We start from the raw sequence: 16201 nt of genomic DNA, 5'->3' as shown, positions 1-16201 counted from the left end.
TTAAAGACTTCGAACGATTGAAAAAGAAAATATTGTGGCGACAAGAAGTTAGAAGGGCTTTAGCTTTAGTTTAAAAGAAAAAGAGATGGTGGAGTGAAAATCACACCACCACATTTGACAGAGAACCTTAATTTTATTTTTTTGATGATGTCTAGAAACTATAAAATGGTTGCCATGTGAATAACTAATGATAGATTGTTCCAGATTCAGCGCAGGGCGCCTGTGCCTTTGTTCTGGTTAGTATCGTTTGTTTTTATAATAGTTGTTTTTTTGCTATAATTTTCTTAATGCTTAGGGGAGGCGAGGATAACAATGATGAAAGAAGAGGATACAGTTAATCTTTTACGTCATTATCGCCATGATTGGCTTAACACAGTTCAGTTGCTCATGGGCTACACATCTCTTGGAAAAACGGATAAGGTTCAAGAAAAGCTAAAGGAAAGTGTCGATAATGCTGAACAAGAACGGAAATTAGTGAATTTGAATATGCCCAAAACAGCATTGTGGATGATTGGCTTCAACTGGAGGCATGATAATTTTCGTATAGAGTACAAGGTTGAGATTGATAATAAGAACCTTAGTAATTATGATGAATCATTGCATTTACAACTAGAAGAAACGATACATCTATTAAAAGCTCATGCAACGCAAATGGAGTTGTATACAGGAACATTTTTATTTCGTCCTACAAACGATCAGGGTGTTGAGTTAGAATTATCAATAGCTGGAATGTTTGAACAGATTGAAGAGTTAGAGCGAAAATTATTAAAAAATCAAAACTTACATAAAGTATTAGTTGAACCATTACAGGCTAAGAAATATCAATGTACAATAAATTGGTTGTGCAATTAGAGAGGTGATCTACTATGTTTGTTGATCAGGTGAAAGTTTATGTGAAAGCAGGCGATGGCGGAAATGGTTTAGTCGCTTATCGTAGAGAAAAATACGTACCAAATGGTGGCCCAGCAGGTGGAGATGGTGGCAATGGTGGCAATGTTGTCTTTGAAGTTGATGAAGGATTAAATACACTGATGGATTTCCGCTACCAAAAACATTTCAAAGCACCACGTGGGGAAAACGGAATGAGTAAAGGACAACACGGAAAAAATTCTGAACCGATGATTCTACCTGTACCACCTGGAACGACTATTAAAGATGATGATACTGGAGAGGTAATTGCTGATTTAATTGAGCATAAGCAGCAGGCAGTTATTGCAAGTGGCGGTCGTGGAGGAAGAGGAAATATTCGGTTTGCAACACCACGCAATCCCGCTCCGGATATTGCAGAAAACGGGGAACCTGGAAGAGAAAGGTATATTCAAATTGAATTAAAACTAATCGCAGATGTTGGTTTAGTAGGTTATCCGAGTGTTGGTAAATCAACTTTACTTTCCGTGGTAAGTGCAGCTAAACCAAAAATTGCTGATTATCATTTCACTACTCTTGCACCAAATTTGGGTGTTGTAGAAACAGAAGATCAACGCGGTTTTGTATTGGCTGATTTACCAGGTCTTATTGAAGGAGCGCATGAAGGTATTGGTCTTGGACATCAATTTTTACGACATGTAGAACGTACTCGTGTAATTGTACATGTAATTGATATGGCTGCAACCGAGGGTCGAGATCCATATCAAGATTTTCTAACAATTAATAATGAACTGAAGGAATACGATATACAGTTAGAAAATAGGCCACAACTAATAGTAGCAAATAAGATGGACATGCCTGGTGCTTGGGAACATCTTGAGGAATTTAAAAATAAACTGAAAGATAGCTATCCAGTTTATCCAATTTCAACAATTACCCGAGAAGGCTTAAGGGAACTTTTATTTGCAGTTGCTAATACGTTAGATACAATTCCAAAAAATACAAAGCCATTAGAAGAAAAAGACGAGCGTGTTATCTATCGTCACCAAACAGAACCAGAGGCGTTTGCAGTAACCAGAGATCCTGATGGTGCTTATGTTTTATCCGGACAGAAAATAGAAAAGCTATTTAAGATGACTGATTTTAACAGAGATGAGTCAATCCAACGGTTTGCTAGACAACTTCGAGGCATGGGTGTCGATGAAGCACTTAGAGCAAAAGGTGCCAAGCATCAAGACACAATTAGATTAATGGATTATGAATTTGAGTTTATTGAATAGTTTCTAATATATGGTGGGCGATCTAAAAGGGGAATGAAGATGGTCGAAAGAGATGAAAAATTTTACTTGGTAAGAAGTGATATACTACCGGAATCAATGCGAAAAACGATTGAGGCTAAAGAGCTAATTGAAAGAGGTAAAGTTGAATCTATTTTCGATGCAGTAAAAAAGGTAGATTTATCACGAAGTGCTTTTTATAAGTATAAGGATGCCGTTTTCCCCTTTCAAGCGATGGTGAAGGAACGGATGATTACATTATTCTTTCATTTGGAAGATAGGACTGGGACATTATCTAATTTACTTACAACAGTTGCAAAAGCCGGTGGAAATATCTTAACCATTCATCAAACAATACCATTGCAGGGCAAGGCCAATGTGACAATTTCATTAAATACTTCTGGCATGTCCATCAACATAGAAGAATTAATTCAGCAATTAAAACGGTTAGATTTTGTCGATAAGGTGGAAATATTAAGTTCAGGTGCATAGACAGGGGGGAAATATTGTGATAAATAAAATTGCGTATCTGGGACCAAAAGGTACCTTTACAAAGATTGCTGTAGATGCACTTTTTAATGGGGAGAACAAAGAAAGCTATACAACCATTCCAGAGTGTATAGATGCAGTAGAACAAGGCGAAGTTAAATTTGCAGTTGTGCCTTTAGAAAATGCCATCGAAGGTTCAGTCAATCTAACAGTCGACTACTTAATTCAAAAAAAACCACTAAAAATTATTAGTGAAATTGTCGTTCCGATTCGTCAGCATTTAATGGTTCATCCATCCAATCAAGTGGATTGGAAGTCGATCGATTCTATTTACTCGCACTCTCATGCGATTGCACAATGTCACCATCTCCTAAGTACAGAGCTGAAGCATGTACGAGCTGAATATATGACATCGACTGGCGCTGCTGCAAAGTATGTTAGTGATAATCCTGAGCGCAAGATAGGAGCTATCGCTAACCATCTTGCAGCTGAAGAATACGGACTTTCTATCGTAAAAAAGGACATTCATGACTTTACAAATAATCACACACGCTTTGTTGTTTTACATAAAGACAACTACGAGCTACAATCTAGCAAAATGGAAGTTAAAGGCCACAAAACCACTTTAATTGTATCACTTGGTTCCGATCAGGCAGGGGCGCTGCACCAAGTGCTTTCAGTTTTTTCATGGAGAAAGCTTAATTTATCAAAGATAGAATCTAGACCAATGAAGACAGGATTAGGAAATTATTATTTCCTCATTGATGTTGAAGAGAAAATGGATGATGTACTTATTCCAAATGCTATCGCAGAACTTGAATCATTAGGCTGTACAGTTAAAGTATTAGGAAGCTACCCTTATTACACTTACAATGGTTTATCAATATCGCATAACTAATTTAAAAATCACCGACTCAAACGTTGAGTTGGTGATTTTTAAGTTAGGACGGAATAATAAATCCTGCTTTTTCCAAGGATTGATATGCTAATTGTAATTTTTCTTCAGAATCCGCTTCAAGTGTATGAAGGTGTACACCACCAGTTAGCTGAAGTAAGTATGGTGCATTTGTTTCGTTTATTTTTTCAAGAAACTGATCGACCTCATTTCGATTACTAACCATAATTGAGGCAACCAAATCTCCGTAAACAGGATGTTCAATAAAAACGTCTTTAACAGTTACGCCTAAATCAACGATTAACTGGAGTTCTTTCCGAGTTTGATCAGGTGTATGCTTACAAGCAACAGTACGGTTTTTTGTTTTATCTTTTTGGCTGTCATGCATATAAATATAGCCCTGGCTGGTAGCTACAATAGGCTCTCTCTTTGCTTTTAATAATGATATATCTTGAACAATTACTTGTCTGCTAACATGAAGATCTTCTGCTAGTTCTCCACCAGTAATTGGCTCACTTCGTTGTTTTAGCAGTTGTAGAATTAGCGCTCTCCGGTCCTCTCCTAGTAACTTCTTTTTAGCACTCATCTTTGTCATCCTCCAGTTATCAATAATCGTTTATTATCTCTAGACAAACCTCTACTACTTTTTCAAGATCGCTAATAGTTGTCCTTTGTCCCAATGACAATCGAATAAACTGCTTTGCATCTGTCTCGCTTTTACCTACAGCAAGAATGGCTTTAGTTGGTTGCTTGTGTTCTAAACTGCAAGCACTGCCAGTTGAGACAGCAATTCCAGCCCGATTAAATTCTAGCATCGCATAGTCACCTTGGATGTTATCTAAGATCATACCAATAATATGTGGTATTTGTGGGCCATCGGTACCTATAATTTCCATCTTCAGTTGTTGATTATTAACCAAATTTAAAAAATGTTTCCTTAATTTTAATAAACGAGCATGCTCATTGTCCATGTTATTGTGTGCATCCTGTGCGGCAGTAATAAACGATGCAATTCCAGGTAGGTTAGCTGTACCAGGAAGTAATCCATTTGAATCAGTAGTATTGCATTTCACTGAAGGATTGAGATAAATTGCTCCAACTCCTTTTGGACCATATATTTTATGACTAGAAATTGAAAGACTATCTAAATAGTATCTCTTCGCATCAACCGATATCTTGCCAAATGTCTGTACACAATCGCTATGAAATAATACCCCGCGTTCATATAATAGTTTACCGATTTGTTCAATAGGCTGAACGACACCAATCTCAGAATTTGCATGTTGTATCGAAGCTAATATTGTTTTGTTAGTGATAGCATTAGCTAATTCGGATAGATTGATTTCACCATTGGCATTAGGAGATAAATAGGTTACTCTATATCCTTCTTTTTTTTCTAAGTAGTAAAAATAGTTAGAAAGTGAAGAGTGTTCCATTTCAGTAGTGATTAAATGATTCCCTGTTCCATTGTAAGAGTTAATTAGCGTTTGGATAGATAAAACATTGGATTCGGTTCCTCCAGTCGTAAAATAAATCCCCTTTTCCTGTCCATTTATCATTGTTGCAAGTTCTGCACAGCAATGTTCTAAAAGGTTTTTGGCGGAGGTGCCGACATCATGCAAACTATTAGAGTTTCCAAACATAGTTTTAGAAACTTCACTATAAACATGCAGGGCGTTGTCGCTAATTGGTGTTGTAGCAGCGTAGTCTAAATAGATCATCAAGTTTAAGTCCTTTCTACCTTGAATGATGTTATTAATAATTCTTTATTACCATCATACCATTATAAAAAAAGTCTTGTCATCTGTAAACTTATGTGTAAATATAGGTGTAAAGACACATTGGGTGTGATAAAAATTAAATCAGTTGATATTGTCATCATAGGAAGTGGCCTTGCAGCTTTGTCACTTGCTGATCGATTAAGTAACGATAAGAATGTGATTGTTTTAACAAAAGGCAAAAAATATAATAGTAACTCTGTTCGGGCGCAGGGAGGGGTGGCCGCATCCATGTCTGAACAGGATGATTGGGAAAATCATTTCAGGGACACGATGGTAGCTGGTTGTAACGTTAACAATCATGAGGCTGTGGAGCTAATGGTAAGACAAGGGCCTGGCTTTATCACCAAATGGATTGAAGAGGGTTTAGGTTTTGATAGAGATCGTTTTGGTAAGATACTGCTTGGAAAAGAAGGCGCACATGGAAAGCGACGTATTTTACATGCAGGTGGAGACGCAACTGGAAATGTAGTAATGGAATTTTTAATGAATCGATTACAAGGCAAGGTAACAATTGTAGAAAGTGAAATGGTGCTTGACTTAATTGTTGAGGAGGGTAATTGCTGTGGAGTTATTACTAGTAATGACCAAAATAGAATATCTACCTTCCACGCGAATCATGTCATTCTGGCAACTGGTGGATGTGGTGGATTATATGAAGTTACTTCAAATGACGAAACGGTAACAGGTGATGGAATAGCCTTGGCATATCGAGCTGGTGCAAAGATGGTAGACCTTGAATTCGTTCAGTTTCACCCAACCATGTTAAACACCACATCAGATATAAGTCATGGATTAATTTCCGAAGCTGTAAGGGGTGAAGGAGCTATCTTAATAACTGAAAAAGGAAAAAGAGTAATGAAAGATATTCACCCACTAGAAGACTTAGCACCTAGAGATATCGTTGCCAGAGTTATTCAATCTGAGATAAATAATGGTAACAAGGTTTATTTGGACATATCTATGATTGATAATTTTGAAACGAAATTCCCTACCATTACTTCGATTTGCCAACATGCAACTATTGATGTTAAAGCTAAGCTACTACCAGTAGCCCCAGGTGCCCATTTTTTAATGGGAGGAATTAAAACTAATTTATCAGGATTGACAACGGTTAAGGGTCTGTATGCGATTGGTGAGGTAGCTTGTACAGGAGTTCATGGTGCAAACAGATTGGCGAGTAACTCTTTATTAGAGGGGATTGTTTTTTCAAATATGTTAGCAAATTATTTATTAAATCTGAAAGAAGAGACGACACTTCCTCTCGTGTCATTAAGGGCTACAGGAAGCGTTCGGTTCAAAGTTGACCAATTACCAACAAAAGCAGAGATAAGAAGACTGATGACCGCTTATGTGGGCATTGAACGGACGGAACAAGGTTTGGTGCATGCAAAACAATGGATAGAGCAGTTTGAATTAAATAGCAATCAAAAATTAGATATCACAAAGATAAGTAAACAAGATGTAGAAAAGATAAACATGCTAACCACATGCAAGTTAATTATTAAGTCTGCATTAGAACGCACTGAGAGCAGAGGAGCACATTATCGTAACGACTTTCCAGTAGCTGACAATGAATGGATAAATAAGCAAATAATTCGCCAACGCTCAATTATGCGCGATAAACAGAAGGTAAAGACTGAGGTGGTTAAATGAATCAATTAAAAATGAAACAGAAAATAGAACAATTTTTGTTAGAGGATATTGGAGATAGAGATATTACCAGTCAATCAGTTTTCCCACAAGAACAACAAGGGACCGGTGTCTTCATTGCAAAAGATAGCGGGGTACTCTCAGGTGTCCACATTATTGCCCATACGTATCAACTACTAAATTCTTCAATTAAAGTAAACATACAAAAACATGATGGGGAAAGTCTGGAAAAAGGAGACGAGATTGCGACGGTAACTGGGCAAGTCAGTGATTTATTGACAGGAGAACGCGTTATTTTGAATTTGATGCAGCGGATGAGTGGCATCGCTACTTTAACAGAACAGGCTGTTAAAACCTTAGGTAGTGAAAGAACCAAGATATGTGATACAAGAAAAACGACACCTGGACTTAGAATGTTCGAAAAATATGCAGTCACCTGTGGTGGAGGATTTAATCATCGATTTGGTCTTTATGACGGAATAATGATTAAAGATAATCACATTGCCTTTTGTGGATCTATTTCTAAAGCGGTAGCTAAAGTGAAAGAGGGATTAGGTCATATGGTGAAAATTGAAGTGGAAACAGAGAGTAGTGAGCAAGTACAAGAGGCCGTTCAAGCAAATGTGGATGTAATTATGTTAGATAATCAGAGTCCTGAAGAAGTAAAGGTATTAGTCGACCTGATACCAAAATCAATTATAACAGAAGCATCCGGTAATATTACGCTAGAAAATATTCATGATTACCGGGATAGTGGAGTGGATTATATCTCACTTGGTTTGTTAACACATTCGGTTAAATCATTAGATATAAGCTTTGATGTTGTTTACGTTAATTAATTGTCTTTGGGCAATCCCTTTTTTTGGGAGGGATCTTGTCTAGATTATTTTTAAATAAGGGGGAAAATCGTGAGTATTCTAGATATACTTAAAAGTAGTCACAACCAAATGCCAGAAACATATAAGCATATTCCAGTCCTAGAGATGGAAGAGCGAGTAAGGAAAATAAAAGAAAAGTTTGGTAGCATGTTATTTATACCAGGTCATCATTATCAAAAAGACGAAGTAATTCAATTTGCAAATACGACAGGGGATTCATTACAACTTGCGCAGGTTTCCGCTAAAAATACAGAGTGTGAATACATTGTGTTTTGTGGTGTACACTTTATGGCTGAAACAGCGGATATTTTAACATCAGATAAACAGAAAGTTATTCTACCAGATATGAGAGCCGGTTGTTCGATGGCAGATATGGCTGATATTGATCAAACGGAGAGATGTTGGCAAGTGTTTCAACAAACCTTTGGAGATACAGTTATTCCGTTGACCTATGTTAATTCAACTGCAGCCATTAAAGCTTTCGTGGGGAAAAATGGAGGAGCTACAGTAACATCTTCTAATGCAAAAAAAATGTTAGAGTGGGCATTCACTCAAAAAGAAAGAATTTTATTTTTACCAGATCAACACTTAGGGCGTAATACTGCATTTGATCTAGGTGTTCCACTTGAGCAAATGGCGGTATGGAATCCAATTACCGATAGTTTTGAGTATGAAGGAAATACGGAGGATGTGAAAATTATTTTATGGAAGGGACACTGTTCTGTTCATGAGAATTTTACTGTCGCTAATGTTAACCAAATTAGAGCAGACGAACCAGAAATGAATATACTTGTCCATCCAGAATGTAGTAGGGAAGTTGTAGCTTTATCAGATTACGCAGGATCAACAAAATATATTATTGATATGATTGAACAAGCACAAAGTGGTAGTAAATGGGCAATTGGTACAGAGATGAACCTTGTGAAAAGACTAATAGATAATTATCCTGACAAGGAGATTGTGTCATTAAATCCTTATATGTGTCCATGCCTAACGATGAACCGAATAGACTTACCTCATTTATTATGGACTTTAGAGGAGTTAGATAGCGGTAACGTTATTAATCAAATTACTGTTGATGACACCATTACGACCCAAGCAACCCTAGCGCTTGAAAGGATGCTTCAAAAACCTTAGTACTTTATTACTTTTGATTGAGAAAATCAAATATAACAAGTGAAATAGCATACTAAATCGCTTAGTGATTGGTATGCTATTTGTCATTGCTATAACAATGTTTAAAGATAAAAAACATCGCTATTAACATCCTACTAATAGACGTTAGTAAGGTGTTAATATGTTAATTTTGATGTTAATTGTCTAATAACTAACTGGGTAGAGACTTTAATCTTGTTCGTAAAAGCTACCTTTAGTTGAATCAAAATTTATATACTCAAAAAAACTTACACACTTTATTTGACAAACCCGGTGATAAAAAATAATGTGAAAAGTTACACTAATAGATATGTGATTTGTTGTTTTCTCAACGGTAAGTGAACTACTTAAAATTTTTGGGGACTCTCTTTCTTATCTTATACTAATCGTGTTTTTTCCTTGTCTTATCCTCTTCTACTCCTTCAATCCTCAGCAAAATCACCTTTATGAAAATGAGAAATTAGACCGAAATATAGCTTATCCTACAAATAATTAATCAACTTTTATAGTTATTCGCATATGTTGATATTGAATTGTTCTGTTATTAGCCTAGATCCAAATGCTATTAATTATAGAAGGGAGTTTCAGCGTTGAAAATTCATGTAGTTCAAAAAGGTGAAACCTTATGGAGTATTTCACAAAAATACGGTGTGGATTTTGAAGAGGTAAAAAAAATGAATACCCAAATCTCTAATCCGGATATGATTATGCCAGGTATGAAAATTCGAGTCCCGACAAGTTCTAAAGAAGTGAAAAAAGAAAAACCGCTAGATAAACAAATGAAAAAATATCCAAGCAAAGAAAAAGAGGAAAAAAAGAAACAGCCATTAAAAGAAGATAAAGAAGATTTTAAAAAACAAGAAACTAAAGATAAAGTGGAAAGTAAAAAGCAACCTATAAAGCACTCATTTAAGGATTCAGCAAAAAAAACAATGCCGGTTATCAAAGAAGACGATTATAAAAAAACGGTGAAAGAGAAAGAGGGTTTACCTATGTATCCAAAAGATATACCAAAAATGCCGAAGATGGAAAAAGATATGTGGAAAGCGAAAACTAAGGACAAAGGTGATATGCCTCAAGTACCACAATATAATGAAACAGTACATGACTATCACCAGCAAATGCAACAACCGATGCACGAACAACCAATGTATCAGCCGATGTACCAACAACCAATGCACCAACAACCAATGTATCAACCCATGCATCAGCAACCGATGCACCATGCACCAGTTATGCCGATGAACCAGTATCAACCAATGCCTCATTGCGTACCAATGAATCCTGTACCTTATCCTGTTCAACAAATGCCGGTAGCTAATCCGCATCATCAAATGGTTGAAAATGTGAATTGGGGTCAAAATATGAATGACTATCCAAACATAGCGGCACCTTATCCAAACCTACCCAATAATGATGAATTAATGGAATCTTCTTCAGGTGACATGGATATGCCTGAAATGCCTCAACATTTACCGGGTGTTTACGAAGAAAATCCTATGAATAATTTTAATCCAGCTTATGGTCAGCCGCAGTATATGCCTAACCAGCAAACCTATCCAGGGTATCAGCCGGATATGCAGCAATATCCTTATTCATATCAACCAACACAATCTGTTCCGTATAGTCAACAGCCTAACCCAGCTAACTACAATCATCCTACACAACAGATGGGTTACCAGGCACCACAAGGTGACAATGGATACCATCAACAGTCTGTTTATCCTACAATGCCACCTGTTGGTCAAGGGTTTCCTGGACCGCCTACAGGTGGATATGGCTATCAACAGCCAAATCCTGGTGCACCAGGATTTGATACACCATATAATCCTGGTTACCGTCTTGACGAGGATGAGGATGAAAGTGAATAGAAAGGATTTGAGAGACGATTCTAACCAGAGTCGTCTCTATTCCTTTTTGTATAATAAAGGTGGACTGACTGTCAGTAGGCTAAGTTCTCTTAAGGATAATGTGTTTTATTTAAAAAATGAAAATGGTAATGAATATGTCCTAAAAAGTAATAAGTTTAGTAGCTCGATTGAACAACAGTGGAATTTTTTTATTGAGCATGAATTTGATTTTAGCAACAAATTCATCTACTTTCCTAGTGGTTGTAAAGTGCTTAGTGGGTTTGGTTCGTATTGGACTTTATCTCCCTATATAAACGGAAACTTACTTCAATTTAACAAAGATAGAGATCGGCATGATGCTTTAATTACGTTAAGAAAATTTCATAAGTCGGCAACTGGTGTAAAGATAGAAAATCCTCAAATGAAATCACCGATTTATCTCAAAGGATACAACCGATTAGGGAAACTTTATCAAACAAAGCATCTAATGGAACAACTTGGGTTCTTGCGTTTATATGAAGATATTGTACAAACAACAAAGAGTAGATTGAGAAAATTTTCGGAATTTGATTGGCACAAAATAGAAAAAAAGGCTGTTGATAATTGGACATGGATACACGGTGATGTAGCTTCACACAATTTCATGAGAGATAATGACAATAGAGTTCATTTAATTGATTTTGATTTATTATCTCTTTCACCACAGCTATATGATTATATTCAATTAGGTCAAAGATTCTTACCGCACGTTGACTGGAACCTAAGTAGATTGTTGAATTATTTTGTTTATCAAGAGCAGCAAGATATAGAAATATGGTTATATGCTATTACTATCCCTGCTGATGTGATAAGAGAATGGTGGCACTTTACGATAAAAAATCGTTCAAATGAACAATTTATCAAGTTTCTAGATAGGCTGGCTGCTGACTGGGAACAGAGAAGACAATTTGTCCATGAAGTAGATACTATGCTAAGATAAGATATTATAAGTCGGAAGGGGACAATTTACTAATGCAGGAAAAAGTAGACAATCTGGTCGCTTGGTTACAACAGCAAATCAAAGAAACTGGTGTAAAAGGATTATTAGTTGGAGTAAGTGGGGGAATAGATTCTGCAGTTGTTGCAAACTTGATCAAACGTGCTGCACCTGATCATTCACTTGGGGTAATGATGCCTTGTAAAAGTAATCCAGAGGACATGGAGCATGCAAAAAAAGTGATTAACCACGCTAAAATTGAAGCTATTACAGTGGATTTAACTGAAACACATGACGTAATGTTTTCTACAATTCAAAAACAATTAAATGATCAAGAACAAATAAATCATGACCAGCAACAAATTGCTGACGCAAACTTACGAGCTAGGCTAAGAATGAGTACACTATATTCACTTGCCGCTAATTATCAATACTTAGTAGTTGGAACGGATAATGCTGCTGAATGGCACACCGGATACTTCACTAAATTTGGCGATGGTGGAGTTGATTTAGTTCCACTTGTTCACCAGACAAAAGGTGATGTAAAAGCGTTAGCGAAATTTATTGGTGTTCCTGATGAAGTTATTAACAAACAGCCGAGTGCAGGTCTTTGGGAAGGTCAAACAGATGAGAACGAAATGGGAACTAGTTACCAAATCATTGATCAATATTTGAAAGGGGAAGAAATTCCCCATAAAGATAAAGAAATTATTGAAAGACTGCATAAAAGAACTGCTCATAAGCGAGAAATGGCTAAAGCACCAGAAAAATTTTAACATGTTTTCGACATTTTTCAAAAAAATTCATCATTAAAGAAAAAGTTGTACTTTCTAGTAGTCAATTTCATAATACTGATTTCCCTGAAAGTTGTCATCTGCATATGGTTGGGATGGACCGCCCCAAAACTATATGCGGATGACAATTGCTCCATAAGGTAATTATGATATTGATTCAGTATAAAAAAGCTTTCCTTACTCATTCTATGTAGTAAGGGAGGTTTTTTAAAAATGAAGAATGTGTTTAAAAGTTCGTTTTTTTTGTTACTGTTTTGTTTTATTGTAGGTTGTAATAATCAAAATGAAGAGGCTTTGGACCGTGATAAAAGCATAGATGATAACTATCACCCACTTGCTTACAATACCAAATCAGAGGAAGAAAAACGGATACGCGAACATCATAATGCTAAAGATAATCAAGGAAAAAACCAAGAGAACATTGAAGAGCAATATTTAAATGGTTTCCAAAAGGATATGAATAATCCAAGAGGAACAGAAGATTCTTATACAAAAAGTTTTTACAACCAAGATTCTGAGACAATTTCAAAAGAAATAAATGAACTTGATGAGGTACGACTCACTCAAACTATAGTGACAGATGAACAAATTATTATTTCAGCTATGTTAAAGCAGGAATATTATGATGTTAATCTAGAATCAATTGCTGAAAAAATAAGAAGTAAAGCAGAGCAAACTATTCCTAATAAAAAAGTGGTAGTTTATACTGACGCGATCTATTGGAATAAAATGAGAGACCTTAACTCACGTATGAAAAGTGAAGACAATCCAGATAAAAAACAGTATCACTTAGATAATTTTTTTAGGTAGGGTAAAAATCCTTTGTTACAAAAGTAACGGAGGATTTCTGCAATTAGTTAAATAAGTCGAAGAGTGATTGCAATAGGGATGTTAGTAGGTATTGATAATTAAATAGATAATTAATGGATAGAACTTCTATTTTTTGGTCAAACTTAAAATAGAAGTTATTTTTAGTACTGTCAAAAGTAGAAGTCATTTTTTAAAGTTTCTATAATATAGATCATGGGGGTGAATGTCATGAAAAAACATTTGATTCTTCTGTTTATGTCCTTAGTTGTTGTATTTGGTGGATTAGGTATATCGAGCTTGGTTCAAGCAGATAACAAGGATGATGGCCAGAATGAGGATGAAAAGGATGAACGGAAGCCATTAGAAATGGAAGTCACATTGCAAAAACATTATATTGATGGAAAAGTTGATGAGGATACACATACAGAAACTATATGGGCAATGGAAGACTTTTGGTCCTATTATCATGGTTGGCAAGTAATGGACCAACAAGAAGGTTCAATCATATTTAAGAAAGAGGTATCAGATATTTCTCCGTACTTGAAGGAGAAAGGGTATTTTGGTCTTAAAAATGATATTCTAACGATTTTCAATGGCAGACCTACACATGAACAAGTTATTCAATCTTTTTATCAAATTGATACAAGTGAATTGGAGAGCTATCAAACCAAACAATTACAAGATGGAATTAAAATTGAGTCAAAGGAAGTGTACCAATATGTTTTAGAAGCATATAGGGACATGGCACCATCTCGTTCCGTAAGTAGTTGATCAACTTAACTTAGTAATAGTAGAAACAGAGCCTTCCACCGTTCAAGTGGTAGGTTCTTTTTATAATTCTCCAGCAATTAACCTTAAAAAGTTATACGAACATACGCTTGTATGGTAAAATAGAGAAGGCTAATTTGTTTATGAGGAGATTAAAAATGATTGCATACATAAAAGGTAACTTAGTAATAATTAATGAACAAGCAGTGATAGTTGATGTGAATGGAGTTGGTTATGAGATATTTTGTGCTAATCCATTCGTTTTTCAAGATAAGGTTGGTGAACAAGTTCAGATTTATACTTATCACTACGTCAGAGAAGATACACAAGTATTATATGGATTTAAGAAGACAGATGATAAACTATTGTTCTCTAAATTGTTAAATGTTTCAGGAATTGGTCCAAAAGGGGCATTGGCCATTTTAGCAACTGCAGGTGTAAGAGACTTTGTTGTGGCAATAGAAGAAGAAAACGAAAAATTTCTTACTAGTTTTCCAGGAGTAGGTAAGAAGACAGCCAGGCAAATGATTTTGGATCTGAAAGGAAAGCTACCATTTGAATATAATATAACTGATGGAAATGAAGAGGGTTTGACTGGTTCTGTATATTCTCCTGAAAAGACAAAAGCAATCGATGATGCAATCGAAGCCATGAAATCACTTGGCTATTCAGATAGAGAAATTAAAAATATCGTACCTATCTTAAAGCAAGAAGAACATGAAAATACGGATGAATTTATTCGTAAAGGTTTAGCATTAATGATGCAAAAGTAATAAAAAAGGTGGTGATTCAGTGGAAGATCGTATGATTTCAGGTGAAATTCAAGAAGATGATGCATCTGTTGAGCTCAGTTTACGTCCAACAACACTTAAGCAATATATAGGTCAAGACAAGGCGAAAAATAATCTTAGTATCTTTATAGAAGCTGCTAAATTAAGAAATGAACCACTAGACCATGTATTATTATATGGACCTCCAGGTCTCGGAAAAACAACATTAGCATCAATTATTGCAAATGAAATGGGTGTACAATTTAGAACTACGTCAGGACCGGCAATTGAACGTGCTGGAGATTTAGCCGCCATATTATCATCTTTAGAAGCAGGCGATGTGTTGTTTATAGATGAAATACATCGTTTGCCTCGTGCAGTTGAGGAAATATTATATCCTGCTATGGAGGATTTTTGTTTAGATATTGTTATCGGCTCCGGCTCAAGCGCAAGATCGGTTCGTTTAGACCTACCTCCATTTACCTTAGTCGGTGCAACGACAAGAGCGGGGCTTTTATCAGCCCCTTTACGTGATCGGTTTGGGGTGTTAAGTCGACTTGAATTTTATGAAACTAAAGATTTATGTTCTATAGTTGAGAGGACATCAGAAATATTTGATGTCGAGATTCGAAAGGATGCAGCAACCGAAATTGCACGGAGGTCTCGTGGGACGCCAAGAATTGCTAATCGCTTATTAAAACGCGTTCGAGATATATCGCAAGTTAAAGGCGAACCAGTAGTCAATATGGAAACGACACAACAGGCGCTTGAGATGTTACAAGTAGATCCTGCCGGCTTAGATCATATTGATCACAAATTACTGATAAGTATTATGGATAGTTTTAACGGAGGGCCAGTGGGTCTTGATACGATTGCAGCAACGATTGGTGAAGAATCTCAAACGATTGAAGATGTATATGAACCATTTCTTTTACAAAAGGGATTTATTCAGCGTACGCCGAGAGGGCGAGCTGTAACCACGAAGGCATACCTACATCTTAACCGGGAGGTGCCTGAACCTTGACGGGTATCGGGAAAATATTTATTGTTATAGGAGTCATCTTTATTATAATTGGGCTAATCTGGGGAATATTTGGTAAACTACCAGGTGATATTAGTTTTAAGAAAGGAAATGTATCGTTTCATTTTCCAATTATGACATCCATTGTAGTTAGTGTTATTTTAAGTGTTATTTTTTATTTAATCTCTAGATTTCGCTAGATTAGAGTTAGGAGAAATAT

17 protein-coding genes are annotated in these 16201 nt (G+C 36.0%); 15 read left to right on the top strand and 2 right to left on the bottom strand.

Annotated elements, in window-relative coordinates:
* Window positions 1–312: 312 nt before the first annotated feature.
* From LD272_RS13010 to pheA, 4 genes are read left to right on the top strand one after another with little or no spacing between them, the layout of a single operon-like run.
* Window positions 313–852, top strand: coding sequence for a Spo0B domain-containing protein (locus tag LD272_RS13010; RefSeq protein ID WP_226037033.1), 540 nt, complete (start codon window positions 313–315; stop codon window positions 850–852).
* Window positions 853–866: 14 nt separating this feature from the next.
* Window positions 867–2147: a GTPase ObgE gene (gene obgE / locus LD272_RS13005; RefSeq protein WP_226037032.1), complete on the top strand. Its 1281-nt coding sequence runs from the start codon at window positions 867–869 to the stop codon at window positions 2145–2147.
* Window positions 2148–2186: 39 nt separating this feature from the next.
* Window positions 2187–2636 carry a transcriptional regulator ThrR gene (gene thrR / locus LD272_RS13000; RefSeq protein ID WP_226037031.1) on the top strand — a complete coding sequence of 150 codons (450 nt, stop codon included), beginning with the start codon at window positions 2187–2189 and terminating at the stop codon, window positions 2634–2636.
* 13 nt (window positions 2637–2649) lie between these two features.
* A complete protein-coding gene (pheA, locus tag LD272_RS12995) occupies window positions 2650–3531 on the top strand; it encodes a prephenate dehydratase (RefSeq protein ID WP_226037042.1) in 882 nt (293 codons plus the stop codon).
* A 43-nt stretch (window positions 3532–3574) separates the two neighbouring features.
* Here pheA and LD272_RS12990 read toward each other — a convergent pair whose 3' ends face one another.
* On the bottom strand, window positions 3575–4114 hold the full coding sequence (locus LD272_RS12990) for a transcription repressor NadR (RefSeq protein ID WP_226037030.1): 540 nt from the start codon (window positions 4112–4114) through the stop codon (window positions 3575–3577).
* Between the two features lie 19 nt (window positions 4115–4133).
* Entirely contained in the window at window positions 4134–5249 is a 1116-nt protein-coding gene (locus LD272_RS12985) for an IscS subfamily cysteine desulfurase (RefSeq protein ID WP_226037029.1), read from the bottom strand.
* A 135-nt stretch (window positions 5250–5384) separates the two neighbouring features.
* Here LD272_RS12985 and nadB point away from each other — a divergent pair, with 135 nt between their 5' ends.
* From nadB to LD272_RS12930, 11 genes are all read left to right on the top strand, one after another.
* Complete coding sequence (gene nadB, locus LD272_RS12980; RefSeq protein WP_226037041.1) at window positions 5385–6962, top strand: L-aspartate oxidase; 1578 nt, start codon at window positions 5385–5387, stop codon at window positions 6960–6962.
* On the top strand, window positions 6959–7798 hold the full coding sequence (nadC, locus tag LD272_RS12975; RefSeq protein ID WP_226037028.1) for a carboxylating nicotinate-nucleotide diphosphorylase: 840 nt from the start codon (window positions 6959–6961) through the stop codon (window positions 7796–7798). Before nadB ends, nadC begins: the two co-directional genes overlap by 4 nt.
* A gap of 69 nt (window positions 7799–7867) precedes the next feature.
* Entirely contained in the window at window positions 7868–8974 is a 1107-nt protein-coding gene (gene nadA / locus LD272_RS12970) for a quinolinate synthase NadA (RefSeq protein ID WP_226037027.1), read from the top strand.
* Between the two features lie 608 nt (window positions 8975–9582).
* A complete protein-coding gene (gene safA, locus LD272_RS12965) occupies window positions 9583–10863 on the top strand; it encodes a SafA/ExsA family spore coat assembly protein (RefSeq protein ID WP_226037026.1) in 1281 nt (426 codons plus the stop codon).
* Window positions 10850–11821 carry a phosphotransferase gene (locus LD272_RS12960; RefSeq protein ID WP_226037025.1) on the top strand — a complete coding sequence of 324 codons (972 nt, stop codon included), beginning with the start codon at window positions 10850–10852 and terminating at the stop codon, window positions 11819–11821. The genes safA and LD272_RS12960 overlap by 14 nt, the downstream gene beginning before the upstream one ends.
* A gap of 32 nt (window positions 11822–11853) precedes the next feature.
* Complete coding sequence (gene nadE / locus LD272_RS12955; protein ID WP_226037024.1) at window positions 11854–12594, top strand: NAD(+) synthase; 741 nt, start codon at window positions 11854–11856, stop codon at window positions 12592–12594.
* A gap of 231 nt (window positions 12595–12825) precedes the next feature.
* The gene (locus tag LD272_RS12950; protein ID WP_226037023.1) at window positions 12826–13422 is read left to right on the top strand and encodes a YhcN/YlaJ family sporulation lipoprotein; all 597 of its coding nucleotides are present in this window, start codon (window positions 12826–12828) and stop codon (window positions 13420–13422) included.
* 228 nt (window positions 13423–13650) lie between these two features.
* Window positions 13651–14193: a BofC C-terminal domain-containing protein gene (locus LD272_RS12945; protein WP_226037022.1), complete on the top strand. Its 543-nt coding sequence runs from the start codon at window positions 13651–13653 to the stop codon at window positions 14191–14193.
* A gap of 155 nt (window positions 14194–14348) precedes the next feature.
* Entirely contained in the window at window positions 14349–14963 is a 615-nt protein-coding gene (gene ruvA, locus LD272_RS12940; RefSeq protein WP_226037021.1) for a Holliday junction branch migration protein RuvA, read from the top strand.
* A 19-nt stretch (window positions 14964–14982) separates the two neighbouring features.
* Complete coding sequence (gene ruvB / locus LD272_RS12935) at window positions 14983–15984, top strand: Holliday junction branch migration DNA helicase RuvB (RefSeq protein ID WP_226037020.1); 1002 nt, start codon at window positions 14983–14985, stop codon at window positions 15982–15984.
* Entirely contained in the window at window positions 15981–16181 is a 201-nt protein-coding gene (locus LD272_RS12930; RefSeq protein ID WP_226037019.1) for a DUF2905 domain-containing protein, read from the top strand. The genes ruvB and LD272_RS12930 overlap by 4 nt, the downstream gene beginning before the upstream one ends.
* Window positions 16182–16201 lie beyond the last annotated feature (20 nt).

Source organism: Aquibacillus saliphilus (assembly GCF_020404745.1).
Taxonomy (GTDB): domain Bacteria; phylum Bacillota; class Bacilli; order Bacillales; family Amphibacillaceae; genus Aquibacillus; species Aquibacillus saliphilus.
The sequence above is the reverse complement of the archived record's forward strand: the minus strand, read 5'-3'. Positions and strand labels throughout refer to the sequence as shown.